We start from the raw sequence: 16,011 nt of genomic DNA on the forward strand, positions 1-16,011 counted from the left end.
CGCGAAGCGTCGCGGAACAGCGAACGGCGAAGTCTTTCGAAACGGCCTGCCGTTTCGTGACTGAGCGGAGATTCGCGATGCCCGCGAACGGGATGCGTTCACTTGATGTCGAGAGATCGGCGGTCTCTCGAACCACCGTGGGCCTGTGAGCGAGGGAGTCGGCTGGGGAGAGTGTAGAAATCGGCTCTGTTGAAACCATCAGCGGCTAACAAATTTCGAGAGAGACCAGTAAGTACAGGTGGCTTAGTTATCAGTCTGTTGTTCACCAGTTATTTCGTTGCACAGTGAATTGACCCTGCTCTCGATTTCATCGCGGATCTCTCGTACCGTCTCGAGATCCTTTCCGTGGGGGTCAGCAAGTCCCCAATCACGGTTTTCACCACTCCATGTGGCTGGACAGACTCCTTCTGCAGAACACCCCATTGTAATTACGTATTCACAGTCTTGGAGATCGGCGTGTGTGATCTCTCGAGGCGTTCGAGTACGGAGGTCGATATCTTTCTCTTGCATAACCTCGACCACTTCATCGTGGACGGAATCGGCTGGCTGCGTGCCACCAGTTGTGATCTCGATGGACTCGGCTAACTCCCGGACGTTCCGCTCGCGCTCAGCGAAAGCAGACGCCATCTGCGAACGTCCAGCGTTCTGTACACAGACGAACGCGATACGTGTCGTGTCCTTACTCATGATGTATTTGCCGTTGATTAGTCGTCGTCTGAGACGATTGTCTTAGTCGAATCAACTATCTTCCCCGTCTCAAAGCCGTCCCAATCGAACGCACGCTGGAAGTACAGTGCCACATGGACGAGTGCGAGCAGGACAGGGACTTCGATGAGCGGGCCAACGACGGTCGTCCGCGTGGGTTATTTCGTGGTCTCGAACGACGCGGAGTCGATTCACGACCTGATCCTGAATCGGCCCCCATCCCTCGAATTGTTGTTCGAGAGCCCCTTCGTCGATGTTTTCGAGACCGCGGGTATAGAACGCTGCCTCGAGATACTCAAGGGTGAGAGCGTAGTTGAGGATATCAATATCGCTCCCGAAATCATCGGGAACTGCTTCGGGTGGTTGCTCTTCTTGAGTGTCTCCTGACATACCGTTGTCTCCGCTGTTCTGCTTGTCTTCGGACGCCGCCGCTGTGCCGACAGCACCTGTCATCAGTGCTCCAGCGAGTCCACCGAGGACAGGTCGCCGACCGAGGTCAAAGCGGTTAGGGGTATCGTTAGTCATATTATGGGAGTATCCCATCTCATATACCCTAAGTCGCTGCTAAGTACCGAGTAATTGTTTCTGCGAATAACGTGTATTTCTTCCGTGAACTTTCTGCATGTACTATCAGATATAGCATACAAAGAACGACTCAGTAGGAGTTGTGTGTAAGTCGTATGTAATATATGGGTTCTATATTATCGATTCCTGTGCAATTTCTTCATCGATGTGAAACGGTTGTGGGTCGAATTGTTCAGCGAACGTGATTATATTCTCTTTACTGACTGTATAGTTGTCTGTTTTGTATATTTCTCCGACTTCCAAATCCTCATAGTAGCGTACCATAACAGGAAAATCAGTATATGGGTATTAATACATTTGGAATTATTAGTTAGTATGTTATATAATCATAATGCCGATAACGTATAAATATATTGGGGTATAGTTGCGATTGTATACGCCTAATGAATAGGTGATGATAATTACCATAGCCACTATCTATTACGTAATATATTTGTAGTAGTAATATTGTGTTCTTTGACCAGATATAGATGGTATACTACTAACAAAACGTCAATATAGACTGCTAACTACTGTTATAATCGTATAAACAAGTTGGATATGAGTAATAAAATAAAATCTATTGATCACTCCATTATTAATGTGACTGGAATGCTGGAGTTTAGTAAGACTGATTGAGAAACACTCCCAAATAATACTTTTCCTGTTGGTGTTCGCTTACGAACAATTCCGTTTGGCTCGAGAGCAACGAATCTCACCGTGTCGAAAACGTAAGCGACGAGCGTACCGTCGGACTTGACGTTTTTTCGCCGGGGCGCGGCTTTGATTTCTGGACAAATAGAGAGCAGTAGTTCTACCGCTTCGTGCAGTTTAATCACAGTTACTGCCACAATCAGTTAGCATTACTTATGATGCTACTGTAGACGAACTGTACCATACGAAGAGGGTGTCATAGCTGTACTTCCGAGGACCTGGACAAGATGATCGAACAGCCGCTGAATGAACGGTTGGATACGGTTCCAGAACTCCCAGATCGTGCTCAACACAGGCGTCTCATCTGCAAATCCGCAGATGAGACGCCCGAGAACCGACTCGAAACAGTCCTCAAGTTCTCTGAACTGGAACTTCGTTTTGGCGGTACACACCAGCAGCCCACGCATCATCTGCGAACGAGGATACTTTGGCTCACGACCTGGCCCAGTATCCATACACTCATCGAGAACTGACAGGTCAAGCGCCGCGAGGACGCGGCGCTTTGCCGACCGAAGGATGTTTGTGACAGGTACGTCGTCTAGTACATCGGCTGGTGAAGGCATTTGAGGGGACACACTTCCACCGACAGAATAATCGATAGCCAGCGACGAGTTTGATCAGTCAGCGAATTACCGAACAGGCTCCATACCTTAGCTAAGGCGTTCTCTGATCGAAAAACAACTACCGAAGCTAAACCTCGGAAGTACAGCTATGCTGCGGTTCGTGTTATTCGCCGCTGTTTTCGTTTAACTCCTTGAGTTCCCGGCGATCGGGTTGTTCGGTGTTAACCAACAAAAACTCTCTAGTATTATAAACTGTTGGTTAATATAACTCATAACTCAAAAGCGGGTTGCTCCTTGAAGGTGGGCAGTTCACTTACCCCGGCTAATTAGTGAACTATCTAGAAGCCATACCCTTTGGAGTCTCACCAATAGTGAAAATTTCCGGTTACAGTTTGGCGGATATTACGTTGTCCTTACCCAGTCTTCATGTGGTTCATAGGCCTCTCCCTTCTGATACAACTTGTCGATTTCATGTTCTACTTTTCCTGGGTCCATTCCAAGTACCTCTGCTCGGTCTATAACAACCTGCAGTGGAGCACCTTTCTCGTACTCTGTTTCAATCTTTGAAATCAACTGCTTCACGTTCTCTACTCGATCATAATGTGTATTTGACGTTCCTGATTCAACAAGCTCAATATCTGTTTCTTCTATTTCTGGATCAATACCTATATCTCTAAAACACGAACGAGCCAGTTTGACGACTCGCTCTGCATTGCTAAGCCGAGCAACCCAATGAAGGTGACTGAAATAACGGAGTATTGAATGCCAAACTGGTTCCCCTGGATGTAGTTCCTCATGAAGTGAAAGCTGAGTATAGCGAGGACCCAGCTCACACTTTGGATTTGGCCAGCTCGAGTAACCTCGTTTGAGTCGTGATACGCTTCACGGAACTGTTGATAGGCAGGGTACCTGCCGGTTCCACGTCTTGAATCGATCCAGCGGAGTATCCAGCCCGTTAGCGTCATCGAGAACGGGCAGTCTCTAGCAGTTGAAGCACATACTCATGGGTCGTATCGTCGCCTGTGGCGACTTCGATCTTCCCTTCCTCGTAAATGACATTGACCGGGTCGCCCCAAGGCGTTTCGAGAATGAAGTCTGCCTCAAGAAGTGAGGATTCGTGAGCCACGTCCTCAAGCCCAATGCCACGCTCCTCGCGTAACTCAGCCAACGGTTTCCGCTGCCCACGAAAGCGAATAACTACAGAGCCGATCCACGTCGCGTCATCCAACAATTTCCAAATTGCATTCGAAGAGTCGGCGAGATCGCGAAAGCTATACGAACAGAATCTGGATGCAGTTATCATTTCGACCCCGAATAAATTCCATGAAACAGCAGCTACAGGGGCGCTCACGGCTGGCCACGATGTTCTGCTCGAAAAGCCGCTCGCACATAATTTAGAGAGTGCGGAGAACATCGCTGAAGTGGCAAACCGAACAGGTAACATCTGCATGGTTGGATATCATCACCGCTACCGGAACGTCTGTCAGGTCGCTAAATCCTACGTTGAAGACGGGTATCTGGGTAAAATCACTCATGTCGATGCCCAATTCATTCGACGGCGCGGCGTTCCCGGCCGCGGTACGTGGTATACGTCACAGGATATCGCAGGAGGTGGTGCGCTTATCGATGTCGGTGCACACTTGCTCAATTTGCTCTATTTCTGGACTGATTGGCCGACGATCACTGATGTGATGGCGACATCCCGCTCGGACTTCGGGCAGCACGACGACTACTCGTACCTCCACATGTGGGGCGAGGACGACCAAGGGAAGATGTACGATGTTGAGGATTTTGTCACGGCGTTTTGCGAGTTTGACTCTGGGATGACTGCGAACATTCAGGTCGCGTGGGCAGCCAACATGGAGTCTTCTCACAGTTATCGCATTCAAGGAACAGAAGCAGGGATGACGGTCGACATTACAAATACTTTGCAAGAAGTTGAGCCAAAAGTCGATCAGCGAAATGATCTCAAACTGTACGAGACGCGGTCTGGTCGCCGTGATCATTTCGTGAATAGCGAAGTTATCGTATCGTCGAACGATCCATACCGAGACGAGTTGGAAACGTTTCTCGACGCGGTTAGGTCCGATAAGCGACCGGAAATGACAAACGTAGAACAAGCGCTTGACGTGCAACGCGCTATTGACCAAATCTATCAAGCGAGCCAATAACTACTGTTTTAGTACTGCGTTGATTCCGCACTGAACGAATCCATATCCGGAGGTGGCCATACTTAACTATCCGTGGATACTGATACCGAGTATGCCAGAGGAAACCCCCGGGGGCCGCGGAAAGACGATCCAATCCGTAGAGTCTGCGCTGGATGTCGTCGAAGTTATTCGCCAGAAGGAGCGGGCGGGTGTCACGGAAATAGCGAACGAGCTCGATCGCTCTAAGAGTACTGTCCATCACTACGTGACGACGTTAGTCAAACACGACTATCTCGACAAGGTCGACGGGGAGTATCAACTCAGTCTACGATTTCTCACGCTCGGCGGTCAGGTTCGCGAACGCGAGCGGCTGTATCATCTCGGAAAGGACGATGTCGAAGAACTCGCACAGGAAACCGGGGAACAAACCCGGCTCATCGTCGAACGCAATGGGTCCGGCATTACGCTCTATGAGTTCTCTGAGAAATCAATAACATATAAATCAGCAATTTCACCGAGTTCACACACAAGAGAAGCAATTCCTTCGTTATTGAGCGGATTTTATCCTGATATATTCGCAGCAAACGGATATCGCTACACCAGAGGTACAATTGCGGATCAATTATCAGAATATCGAACAGCGGCCTTTCACTCGAACCCGTATGTTTCACGAGCATATGGCTTCGACAGCGGATTTGATACCTTTGAAGACGACTTACTCTTGGGACAAAACCGGCTCTTGGCACTAGCTCAGACCGCTTTAAACAAATTCTTTTTCAAGAAGGGTGACTTTTACGCACGGGCCGAAGAGATAAATGAACGATCCCTATCCTGGTTGGACTCTCGGGATGATGATCGTTTTTTCTTATGGAACCACTATATGGATCCTCACGGACCATATAATCCGCCATCAAAGTATAATTACGCGGATCAAGAACTATCGAATGATGAAGCACAAACACTTTATCAGAAAACAATTGACCATCCTGAGAAGATTACTGAAACCATGGAACGATCATCGGCAAGTAGAGACGAACAATCAACCGAACTAGTCGTCGAAATCGTCGACACTCTGGAAGCATGTGGTCTCGATCCTGATTCCTACCAGCTGTACGATTACGTCGACATCGAGGCACTCGAGCAAGTGTGCGCTACCTCGAGTGGGGATCCTGAACTCAGATTCACCATTGAAGGTATTCGGATTGCTGTGACACCGGATACCGTCACTGTTCTACTCGATGAATCTAATACTACACCGGAGTAAGTCTTCATCAGTACCCAATCACGCCAGTAGTTCACGCCTATTGTCGCTACCTACAATTGTCCTCCTCAGATTTTCGAGGAAGTACATACTGTACAGTTGTCTCCTGTCAGAGATAACATAAACGAAACCACTCGAGGGTAATCAATTAGCCTCGAGCGATTACTTAGAGGTCAGGTGAACCAACCTGGCAGCCACACGGCGAGCAGATGTGCTCGGTTGGCCCACGGCTTGTGACTCGAGTAACCGGCGTGTCACACCGTGGACAGCGGGGCAAAAACGACGGCTCGCGCTCGTCTTCTGTTGGTGGCTGGTCGCTCATCGACACCCCACTCGCAGTTTCTTGGGTGCACCGGCTAGTTGATAACGGTACGGCCGTCGTGCGAGATGTTTATATCTCGGTAGAATTAACGCAAACATGGTTTCGAACCCATCGAGGGGTTAGAAACCGCGCCTCGGGTGCTGTCACACCCGGGGCATTTCAGCGCATGCCCCTTGGCGACTGGTTGAAGCGCAGTTTCCATCTTGATTGTTGTCTGGTAGTCACTTATACTATTGGGATTCCAACCGGTAGAAACAGAGCACAACTATCTCCTTCGTACTGACTGCCCCCGATTCTGGCTCCGCTGAAACCCATTCATCGACTAGTGGTCTCCGATCTGCAGTTCCTCAATCGCAGTACACGGTTCCACATCATACTCAATGAGCCGGTCAGCGGCTAACTGCCATGCGTACTCGCTCAACTCGAGATCTGCCTCTTCGAACTGGACGGAAAACCGAGTCAACGCCACTGCGATCAGGAGATCATCGTCTCGTTCTCCGGACATAGGGGTGTCTGGCCGTGGCCTCCTATATAAACTGTCGGACGCACGAATCGAGTCTGAGTGGAATGGAACATGTCTCTGAAAGATGCGTCCGGGAAGAGTGGCGATATGGTGATCATCGGTTTGTTGGCAACAACAGATTCCCTCCATTCTCCCCCTGTAGTGTATCCTCACCGAGTTAGACAGCGCTACTCAGGTGGAAAGTTGATGACACTGAGTTGTTGCAATAGACTGAGATTATCTGGCAGAAACCATCGTTCAGTGATCAGCCCGTCCTCGATACAGGCGAAGAACATTTGATCCACCTCGATCTAGTTTCCGGTAGGTTTGATCCCCGCGAGTTCCCCCTCATGCAACGTCGAGCTACTGCCGTTCATTGTCAACGAACTCGGAATCATTCGTGAAACCAAAGCTCACCAAAAGCCAACAGTAGAACAACACGAGCCGAAAGAGGCACAGTTCGTCCGGTCGGCAAGCGAATACAGAACGCAAAATGCCAATTTATCGACGGACAGTAATTCGTTCGTCAAACCAGCGGTTACCGAAGAGTCGATCGAACATGCATGGTTTGGAGAGCAGATTCCGCTTGGTGCATCAAAAGCGTCGATAGAAGCGTACAAAAGCCAACTAACCCGTGATTCACTGCGTGAATCGATCGAAATCCTCATCGTTTGCAATGATGCACGGATGACCGACGAACACGATTTTCTTGACCAAACCTATGGAAACCGTGAAATGCTTCCGTTCGATATCGACTCTGAATTCGGAGTCAGTTCGGATCGTCTCGCAGAGTTGTTGACCGAAGGCGGGTACGACTTCGTCCACTACATCGGCCATGCTACTGAGGATGGCATCAAATGTCTTGACGGCGACCTCGACGTAAGAACGCTCGATTCTGTCGATGTCGGCGTCTTCTTCCTGAACGCTTGTCGCTCTTATGAGCAGGGACTTGCACTCACGCAACGCGGTGCATACGGAGGAGTGAGTACGTACAACGACGTTATAAACGAACATGCCGTCGAAACGGGGGAAATGATGGCCCGATTACTCAATCGAGGATTTTCGCTTCGAGGTGCACTCGAGATCACCAGAGAGAATTCGACACTCGGCGACGAATATCTTATCGTTGGCGATGGGTCAGTAGACATCGCACAAACCGAAGGTGGGGAGATTTGTGCGAACTTTCTTTGGAATTCTCATTAGTCTTCTTATAGTTTCCACTTTCTTATAGAGATGTGGGTGTCAGTTACAACCTGCTCAAACGACCCGTCGATGTCAAGTCGCTCGAGTCAGTTCTAGATCGTTCGTCGCTAAACATCGTACCACTCGTCTGGTTCTGTCTACGTGACACCGGTTTTGTACGCTATTGTCGCTAATAGCCGTTGTATCTGCTTCTTTACGTCTGCATTGTCAAGAGCATCTTGCAAGTAGTGTCAGCCTTTGACACCTCCCTTCTTCATCCATACGTGGGGACTTGCCAGACTTTCATCCTATAAGCGCCCTCTAAACAATTAACTTCGAACAGATTCGAATATCTATGCACAATTCTGTCAACGGAAGAAGAACGCTCTGGGATCCAGAACTCTTCGTGGAGGTCACGGTCGTCTCTGGCTGTTTCGACCGGGATCCCGAGTTCCTCGGCGACTTCCTCGGTTTCCTCCTCGAACCGATCGTTAGCCCGCTTGAGGAACAACAACCCGAAAATGTAGTTCTTGTAGTCCGCCGAGTCGATGCTTCCACGGAGTTTGTCCGCAGCCGCCCACAGGTGCTTTTCGAGAGTAGGAAGTGTGAGTAGATTCGGTTCCGTGCCAGGTAGCGTCGCCTGGTCCTTTTCAGCCATGACTCAAGCAAGAGTTCCGCTCATAATAATAGCACCGTCCTGATGATCGACGTACCGTATTCGCTTCCATCGTTTAGCCGCTTAGCGATTGCGTAGAAGTGTTCTGTCGACTTCTAACCGAAGATCGAACACAGTACAGACCGGTAGAATTCAACGTAGGTTTCATCCGGGACGAATTATGTTCTGAGCCAGTGACTATTGGCTGGCCCATAGGACACATCAGCAGATTACAGAATATAAGCCAGAAGAATGGTCTCAAATATGTAATTGATAAAACCTATCCAAGTGATGTTTCAGTTATGATTATAAACTGGTGAACAAGGACGCTATATTTCCCACTCTAATATCGTTGGACGTTACGCAGTGTTTTGTCTCTGTCGAGAAACTGTAAGATGCCCTTGGCGATATGGAGGGGGGTGAATATGACACAGTATCCACTATAGTATACATTAGAAATAACCACTCAATTTTGAATGATAGTGGTCGCTATTATCAGTTCAGTGAACTATTCAAAGAATCGATTTCTGGGAGCTGTTTACAGTTGTCACCAGTACTCCTCAACGGGATTTAGGCCAGAAGGCTTTGGTGAATCGCCATACTGCAGTAGGTCTGAGCGGTTTTAGAGGACCTGTGGCAGTGTCCGATTTATCCGCTATCATTGATTCCTTCGGGTTGTGGCTAAATCGTCCCAAAATACACCACAAGTCACCGGATCTCACCCCGGAAGTCGACGCCATCTAGTGGTTCACCAAAGCCGGCCAGAAGAGTATGCGGGTAGCGTGACGGCCGACGCTTAGAAGTACGGCGCTCCATCTAGCACAACGATCACCTCATCTTCGAACTCGGTGATCGCGCCCAAGAGACACGTTCAGTCGCGTTGTCCGGACAGTTCGATGGCCGGCCGCATTCCTAGCGAAAACCACGCGGAACGCGGCTCAGTCTGGACTGGTTTCTATTGCTGCTATTGTCGTTATGTCGGCTTCTTCCATCTACATTGTCGAGAGTATCTTGTAATTCCTTGACGGCGATATCGTCGAGATCATCCACTAACTCCTGCAACTATTTTGGGCAAAAAAAACACCATTACCGACTTCCCGACTGGAAAGACGAGTTCCCTGTCTTCTCGGAAGTCAACTCGAAGGCTCTGCAACGAACCATCACACGGTTCTACCAGAACCTCGACAGTCTCTCCGGGCAGAAACAGAACGGGAACAAGGTGGGGAAGCTCAAGTGGAAGTCACCGAGGGAGTTCAAGAGTATGACATACTCGCAGTCCGGCTTCGAACTCAAAAACACGAGTGGCCGACACGCGATACTCTGGCTCTCCAAAATCGGTGACATCAAAATCCGCTCCCACCGCGAGATCCCTGACGAAGCGGACATCAAAGAAGTCACGGTCAAAAAAGAGACGACCGGTGACTGGTTCGTCTCGTTCGGTCTCGAAACCGACGATGCTGACTTACCCGAGAAACCTGCACTGGACAAGTTAGATTCAAGCAATAGCGTGGGTATCGACCTCGGAATCCTCACCTACGTCCACACCAGCGACGGCAAGACGGTGGACTGGCTCGACCTCGAAGACGAGTAACCCTGTTGAGAACGATGCTGGTGTTTGATTGGCGGATATCTGGGTCTGTGATCAGCGTTTTAATCTGGTCGTTCATATCATCTGTATCGTGGAATTTGCCGATCGCCACGATATCGTAATCACCCGTGACTTCGTAGACTGAGACGATTTGGTCATGATCTTGAATGGTCTCGGTGATTCCGGTGAGGGCGCTTCCTTTGACTTTCAACTGCATGATCGCTGTGACATCATACCCAACCTTATTGTAGTCAATTTTTGGTGTGTAGCCGTCGATCACACCAGATTCTTCCAGTTCGGAAAGATGGTTAGATACTGTGGTGACGGAAACATCCATCTCTTCGGCGAGACTACGAAGGCTTGCTCGTCCATTATTGAGGAGGCAGTTCACCAGTTCGGTATCGAGATTGTTGTATGCCATTGTGTACCTGGTGCCAATCAGAGTACTATATGCTTCCGGAACGCAGACCTTGCGAGGGGATTCTTCGATGAATGTGTTCGAAAAAGTGTAGAACGTTGAGGGTGAAGAGCAGCCTCAAGCTTTCATCTGGCTTGAGCCCGCTGATGAGTTGGAAGTGTTGGTTTGATAGTGGTTCGCTGGAGAGAAGTTATCACCCTTCGGGATCCGGATGGTGAGATAATCAATCAAGATAGTCTCGGGGATGACGATACCGAGGTCGCATTTGAGATCCTCGGCAGATATGAAGACGATATCGCCACTGGCGAGTACAAACTCGTTGCCCTCGAGAGTCGCGAAAGCGACGACCCGATCGACTCGACGACGATCACGCTTGATGCAGAGTGCACAATCACCGACGTGCTCTGGGCGGCCGAGAACCCGGATATGGACTGGGACAAGAATTCGCCAGTCTGGGATGAATACGCCGCAGTTGTTATAAAGAACGAGGGAACGATTCCCTCCTTACTCACTGAACTTCGGTGGAAAGGTGCACCAGCCGCCAAGTTAGGCCGCGACGATACAGTCTCGTATCACCATGAGACGCGGTTACCGCCCGGAGAGACGACTGCTTATTCGTTTGGCCAAATCTACCAGACGAGTGGTGCGGGAGGGTCGCTAGACTGCAGCGAATTAGGCACAGAACCGATGACAGTGACAGCTGTCGTCCAGGTAGGACCAGATCCGTCGTATACTCAGCAAATCGAATACGGTGGTGACCAGTCGTGTGACCTTACGATTGTGGAGGGCAGTCCAACTGACTCGGATTCTACTGGCGGTGAGAACTAAATGCCATGGATGCAGGACCAAGTCGAAGATGGGATTCAAAACGTTATTGAGAGGTTCACCGACGCAATTCTTGGGCTGGTAAACGAGATCTACGGAGCGCTTTTGGAGCCCGTTGTCGGTGTTCCAGCACCGGAATCGGACTCTCAGTATATCGTTGTTGGAACTCCAGATGGGGAGCCATGGGCAAGTCTGTATCAGGATGTGTATCTGGCGTATATTATGCCTCTGGCGATTATGATGGTAATTATCTCGTTCGCGTTCATCGGGCTCCGTGCAGGGTCGATGAGTGACTATCGCCGAAAGCGACTCCTGAGACGGCTCGGAATCGTGTTCATGGGAACGTTCGTTTGGTTCCCGTTGGTCTCAATCCCGCTGCAATTCGTCGACGCAATTGGGACGACGATCGCGCCAATCGAAGATATGTCTGCGGGTCTTGGTGAACTTATTCAAGCAACTCTTGGAGGGACATTTGTAATCCTCGCGATGGTTGTCATCTCGAATTTCTTCTTAGTCGTTGCTGGACTCGTTGTTGCGCTCCGCTGGATCGGCATATTCGTGCTGACGGTCACTATGCCGCTTCTGGGGGTTCTCTGGGCACTTGAAGTCTGGCCATTCACACCAGCAGCAAACATGGCTCGTCGAGCAGCGGGGATTTATCCTGGTCTCATCCTTGCTGGGATTCCGGCGGCGCTGCTCTTCCGCATTGGGTGGGAAGTCGGTGGGATTCAGACACTTGGCCAAAATGAGCTGTTCGCACTATTTATTGGGCTGACGCTGATCCCTGCCGCGGTTCTCGCGATGGTGATGACCGTCTATTGGAGTAGCCCTGCAGTTCGCACCATTGCCCAAAACAGCGTCACCGCTGCGAACCCATCGTCGGCCGCTGCCGGTGCTCACAAAGCAAAAGCTGCGTCTGGAAAGACCGTGCGTGGCGCTCGAAACGTCCACCGGGGCTACGCCAACGGGAAGTACGGACCGATGGCCAAAGACGGACAGACGAAACTCGGGGGCGGGAACTCGAGAGCGTACAAGCTCGGCGAATCTGCGAACTCGACGAAATCCCATGCACGCCAGTATAACAACCTCCGCAAATCGGATACGGGCCGGATGCGCGATAAAGCCAAAGACGATGCCAAACAGGTCACCCGAAAAACGTCGACCAAAGCCAAGCAAGGACTCAGAAACACGAAAGAAAAGGTCTCAAGGTGGTAATCGTTATGAGTTCAAATATAGCCGATAGCGAGTACAACGCACGGAAAATCCACCAGTCGTTAGGTGGTACGACAGCCTTCTTCCAAGGCTACACGATTGGCGAACTCATGTTGTTTCTCACAGTCGCGTTCGTCACCGTCATCGCAGCGACGTTCGTTCCCTCCGCACTCACGATCCCAATCCTCGGATTCGGGTGTATGCTCACGATCCTCCTCTTTTTGCTCCATAAAGTCAAACCAGACTACCTCTGGCTCACTGAGTGGCTCGTCGTTCGATTCGGCTGGGCGCTCAAAAACAAGGAATACACGCACGGTGGGGAGGACAACAGCGAAGTACGCTATCTGACCCGCCTCAATCGCGTGTATCCCCACGCCATCGAACGAACCGACGGCGCACTCGTTGGGGCGATGAAAGTCGAGCCGGCGAACATGGCCCTCGAGGACGACGATGCCTGGGCAAAAGCTGTCCAGTCACTCTCGGAGTTCGTGAATTCGACTGTCGACTTCCCCGTGAAGGTCTACATCACCAGCCGCGAGGTTGATCAGGATAACGTCGTTCGCGAACACCAGAATCGGCTTGGCGACGCCGACGTTCGCTCACGCCCAGTTCTCAAACGCCTGCTCGAGGAGTACGTCGCTTCCAACACGAACGAAAACGGGGATGTGGACTCTCAAACGACGACAGTTCGGGAGTATTATCTCATCACCGCAGTGACCGACAGCGACATCGAGCAGTTCGACGAAACCGGAGATAGTGTTCTGGCCTACCTCGCTGAAATGCCCGTTCTCGGACGAGTGTTCGGTCGGTTTCAGTCTGACGGTCTGAGCGATTCCAGACGCGACCAACTCAAAGAAGAGAAGCTCGAGTCGCGACTCGCCCAGCTTCGGCGTGGTGGCTCGTCACTCTATCGATGTTCGATCAGCCCCGTCGACGCATACGACCTCGCTCGGATCACCAAGGAATACTGGACGTGCCAGCCAGAGGAGTATGACGATATCTCGAGCGCCCTTGGGACGTTTCCAGTCGTCTCTCACGGGATCAGCGACGGTGTGCCAGCAACACCGGATCCAGAGGATGTCATCGGCGCGATGGACGACTCGAGTGCGACCCAACGGAAGGCGGACACCAGCAGTGAGAAAGCTGAGGACTGGGAGTACTCCCTCGAGGATCTTGGTTCAGACGAAACTGAGGAGGGAGACGATACCTCATCAGTATCCGAAGAAGACCGTCTCCCGGATACGTCGACGATGCATCAGTCGGTTATCGCGCCGTCGACGATCGACTGGGAGACGACTTATGCCGTGATCAACGACGAGACGTTCGTCCGCACCTTCTGGATCGAACAGTTTCCTGAAGAACCATCGGATGGACTCCTCGAGCGATTGCTCCTCGAGACAGAGCTCAAGACGGATATCAGCATCCACCTTGATCCGTTCGATAGCCAATCGGCGCAGGACATGATGGCCGACTGGATTTCAGATCTGAAGATCAACCAGCACGATTCGAACAGCCTCAGAGCCGAAGACCTGCAAGAGGACATCGACCAGGCGAAGTATATGCGCTCGCTCGTTCGGGCGAACAAAGCCTCGTTCTATCGGGGCGGCGTATTCATTCGTCTCGCTGCCGAGAGTCAGCAAAAACTCGAGAATCAGACGACTCGGCTACGGTCGATCATCAAAGACGCACCAGCCAACTGTACGCTGAAAGTCGCGAGTCGATGGCAAGAGCGAGGACTCGCAACCGTCTCACCGCTCGGACGGAACGAACTCGGTCGCGATCGAATGTCGACGCTGACGAACCAGGCCATCGGGGCCATGTTCCCCTTCTCGTCGAACTACCAGATGATGGACGACGGCATCGAATACGGCTATCACGGCCACAACGGCTCCCCGATTCGAATCAATCCCTGGGAGCTCGAGACCGGTCATAGCGAACTCGTCGTTGGAATGCCCGGAGCTGGAAAGACGTTCGGCGGGATTCTGCGCCATCTTCGGATGATGAAACGGCGTAACGATACGATGCTCGTACTCATCGATCCCGTTGGGGGCTTTCGCGGGATTGCTGACGCGCTGAATGCGAAGACGATCACCGTCGGTGGCGATACGAAACTAAATCCACTCGAGATCCGCGAAACACCACAGCACGTTCTCGACTCGAATGACGGCGTCTCTCCCCTCTCGGCGAAGAAAGACGAGGTCTCCGCCGTTCTCGAGAACTTCCTCGAGGCGCGTGATATCGAACTGGGGACGGAGACGGGCGTCCTCTCGTACGTGATCGACGAAGCCTATCGGCAGGCTGGCATCGTCGAAGACAACGTCTTGACGCACACGTCGGAGAACTCACCGACGATGCAGGACGTCCACCGGATCCTCTGTGATATCGCTGAAAACCCAGATGCACACAACATCGCAGAATCCGAATCCGCTCGTGAGCGTGCTGCCCAATATGCCGATGAACTCGCAATTGCCTTCCAGCCGTTCCGCGAGGGTGGCTCCTACGAAAACCTCTCTCACCACTCGGAGATCGATATCCTCGAGGGTGATAACAAGGTCGTCTACATTGACCTGGGTCAGATCGAGGGCAGTGCCTCGGGTATCGATCGCCAGACGTTCCTGATGCAACTGCTGCTATCGACGATCTACCAGCAGGCGAAAAACACCCAACGTAACGTCGAACTCGCGATCGACGAAGCGCACTATCTCTTCGACGATCAGGCGAATCTGGACTTCCTCGAGACGGCATTTCGTCACCAGCGCCATGCTGGGCTTCGAATGGTACTGCTCTCGCAGACCGCCCAGGAGTTCTACGAAACTGAGCAAGCCGAGAAGATCATTGGGATGTGCCCGATCAAGGTCTTCCACAAACTGCCCGAACTCGACGACTCAACGGCAGATAAAATCGGGCTCACCAGAGAACAGCGCCAGTACGTCAGGGGTGCCGACGCCGGGAAGGAAGACCTTGGCTACAGTCAAGCACTCGTTCGCGTCGAAGAACACGGCACGTACCCTCTGCATGTAGTCGCAGATGACTTCGAGAAGCGTGTTATCGATTACGAACCAGAGGATCAGGCCTTCCTCGAGCAGGCAATTAGCGACGAACCTGCGGAATTGCTTGCCTTCGAGGAGTTCGTCGAGACCGAAGCACGGCAAAACGCGCTTGCGACCCGCCTCAACATCACCGCCGAGACGGCGAGTCAACTTCTTGATGAGGACCTCACGAAAGCGGAGGTCCTCGATGCAGTCGTCGAACAGGCTCTCGAATTGGATACAGACACCGAAGAGGCACCGATCCAGACTGACGGTGGAACTGAACAGCGAACAACTGGACCCAAATATGACAGCTAAGAC

The 16,011-nt window shown here is 51.3% G+C and carries 11 protein-coding genes and 7 pseudogenes; 8 read left to right on the forward strand and 10 right to left on the reverse strand.

The genetic code is table 11. From position 1 onward, the window contains the following. Positions 1 to 243 precede the first annotated feature (243 nt). From EL22_RS14280 to EL22_RS18685, 4 genes and pseudogenes are all read right to left on the reverse strand, one after another. Complete coding sequence (locus EL22_RS14280) at positions 244 to 687, reverse strand: low molecular weight phosphatase family protein (protein WP_050052124.1); 444 nt, start codon at positions 685 to 687, stop codon at positions 244 to 246. Positions 688 to 704: 17 nt separating this feature from the next. Then, positions 705 to 851 (reverse strand): annotated as a pseudogene (locus EL22_RS18675) (arsenical-resistance protein); the annotation flags it as partial. A gap of 61 nt (positions 852 to 912) precedes the next feature. Continuing rightward, a pseudogene (locus tag EL22_RS19170) lies at positions 913 to 1,248 on the reverse strand (ferritin-like domain-containing protein); the annotation flags it as partial. A 608-nt stretch (positions 1,249 to 1,856) separates the two neighbouring features. Then, positions 1,857 to 1,952, reverse strand: a pseudogene (locus EL22_RS18685) (universal stress protein); the annotation flags it as partial. Here EL22_RS18685 and EL22_RS18690 point away from each other — a divergent pair. Beyond that, a pseudogene (locus EL22_RS18690) lies at positions 1,953 to 2,081 on the forward strand (cupin domain-containing protein); the annotation flags it as partial. Positions 2,082 to 2,948: 867 nt separating this feature from the next. On the opposite strand, the gene EL22_RS19175 reads toward EL22_RS18690, so the two are convergent. After that, positions 2,949 to 3,374 (reverse strand): hypothetical protein, encoded by a 426-nt coding sequence (locus tag EL22_RS19175; RefSeq protein WP_343123198.1) that lies wholly within the window; start codon positions 3,372 to 3,374, stop codon positions 2,949 to 2,951. A gap of 133 nt (positions 3,375 to 3,507) precedes the next feature. Then, positions 3,508 to 3,714, reverse strand: coding sequence for a hypothetical protein (locus EL22_RS17435; protein WP_156184166.1), 207 nt, complete (start codon positions 3,712 to 3,714; stop codon positions 3,508 to 3,510). On the opposite strand from EL22_RS17435, the gene EL22_RS14300 reads away from it, so the two are divergent. Both EL22_RS14300 and EL22_RS18695 read left to right on the forward strand, forming a co-directional pair. Beyond that, positions 3,686 to 4,717: a Gfo/Idh/MocA family protein gene (locus EL22_RS14300; RefSeq protein WP_082146811.1), complete on the forward strand. Its 1,032-nt coding sequence runs from the start codon at positions 3,686 to 3,688 to the stop codon at positions 4,715 to 4,717. The genes EL22_RS17435 and EL22_RS14300 overlap by 29 nt on opposite strands. A 91-nt stretch (positions 4,718 to 4,808) precedes the next feature. Next, the gene (locus tag EL22_RS18695; RefSeq protein WP_082146812.1) at positions 4,809 to 5,960 is read left to right on the forward strand and encodes a helix-turn-helix domain-containing protein; all 1,152 of its coding nucleotides are present in this window, start codon (positions 4,809 to 4,811) and stop codon (positions 5,958 to 5,960) included. Between the two features lie 641 nt (positions 5,961 to 6,601). Here the strand turns inward: EL22_RS18695 and EL22_RS14310 are convergent. Next, positions 6,602 to 6,784 (reverse strand): hypothetical protein, encoded by a 183-nt coding sequence (locus EL22_RS14310; RefSeq protein ID WP_050052128.1) that lies wholly within the window; start codon positions 6,782 to 6,784, stop codon positions 6,602 to 6,604. Between the two features lie 513 nt (positions 6,785 to 7,297). Here EL22_RS14310 and EL22_RS17445 point away from each other — a divergent pair. After that, a pseudogene (locus EL22_RS17445) lies at positions 7,298 to 7,948 on the forward strand (hypothetical protein); the annotation flags it as partial. A 289-nt stretch (positions 7,949 to 8,237) separates the two neighbouring features. On the opposite strand, the gene EL22_RS14320 reads toward EL22_RS17445, so the two are convergent. Together EL22_RS14320 and EL22_RS17450 are read right to left on the reverse strand one after the other, a co-directional pair. After that, positions 8,238 to 8,621: a type I restriction-modification system subunit M N-terminal domain-containing protein gene (locus tag EL22_RS14320; RefSeq protein ID WP_050052130.1), complete on the reverse strand. Its 384-nt coding sequence runs from the start codon at positions 8,619 to 8,621 to the stop codon at positions 8,238 to 8,240. Positions 8,622 to 9,417: 796 nt separating this feature from the next. Continuing rightward, positions 9,418 to 9,573 (reverse strand): annotated as a pseudogene (locus tag EL22_RS17450) (IS630 family transposase); the annotation flags it as partial. A 123-nt stretch (positions 9,574 to 9,696) separates the two neighbouring features. On the opposite strand from EL22_RS17450, the pseudogene EL22_RS14325 reads away from it, so the two are divergent. Continuing rightward, positions 9,697 to 10,206: pseudogene (locus EL22_RS14325) on the forward strand (RNA-guided endonuclease InsQ/TnpB family protein); the annotation flags it as partial. On the opposite strand, the gene lrp reads toward EL22_RS14325, so the two are convergent. Next, complete coding sequence (gene lrp / locus EL22_RS16360; RefSeq protein ID WP_082146813.1) at positions 10,148 to 10,627, reverse strand: HTH-type transcriptional regulator Lrp; 480 nt, start codon at positions 10,625 to 10,627, stop codon at positions 10,148 to 10,150. The pseudogene EL22_RS14325 and the gene lrp sit on opposite strands and share 59 nt — an antisense overlap. Before the next feature lie 162 nt (positions 10,628 to 10,789). Between lrp and EL22_RS14335 the strand changes: the two genes are divergently transcribed. Genes EL22_RS14335 through EL22_RS14345 form a run of 3 tightly spaced genes read left to right on the forward strand, consistent with a single transcriptional unit; the run spans position 10,790 to position 16,008 of the window. Then, complete coding sequence (locus EL22_RS14335; protein ID WP_050052132.1) at positions 10,790 to 11,452, forward strand: hypothetical protein; 663 nt, start codon at positions 10,790 to 10,792, stop codon at positions 11,450 to 11,452. Then, positions 11,453 to 12,664: a hypothetical protein gene (locus tag EL22_RS14340; RefSeq protein ID WP_050052133.1), complete on the forward strand. Its 1,212-nt coding sequence runs from the start codon at positions 11,453 to 11,455 to the stop codon at positions 12,662 to 12,664. It begins immediately after the preceding gene. 5 nt (positions 12,665 to 12,669) lie between these two features. Further along, positions 12,670 to 16,008: a VirB4 family type IV secretion system protein gene (locus EL22_RS14345; protein ID WP_050052134.1), complete on the forward strand. Its 3,339-nt coding sequence runs from the start codon at positions 12,670 to 12,672 to the stop codon at positions 16,006 to 16,008. Positions 16,009 to 16,011 lie beyond the last annotated feature (3 nt).

Origin of the sequence: Halostagnicola sp. A56, from assembly GCF_000691505.1 — an archaeon.
Taxonomy (GTDB): Archaea; Halobacteriota; Halobacteria; order Halobacteriales; family Natrialbaceae; genus Halostagnicola.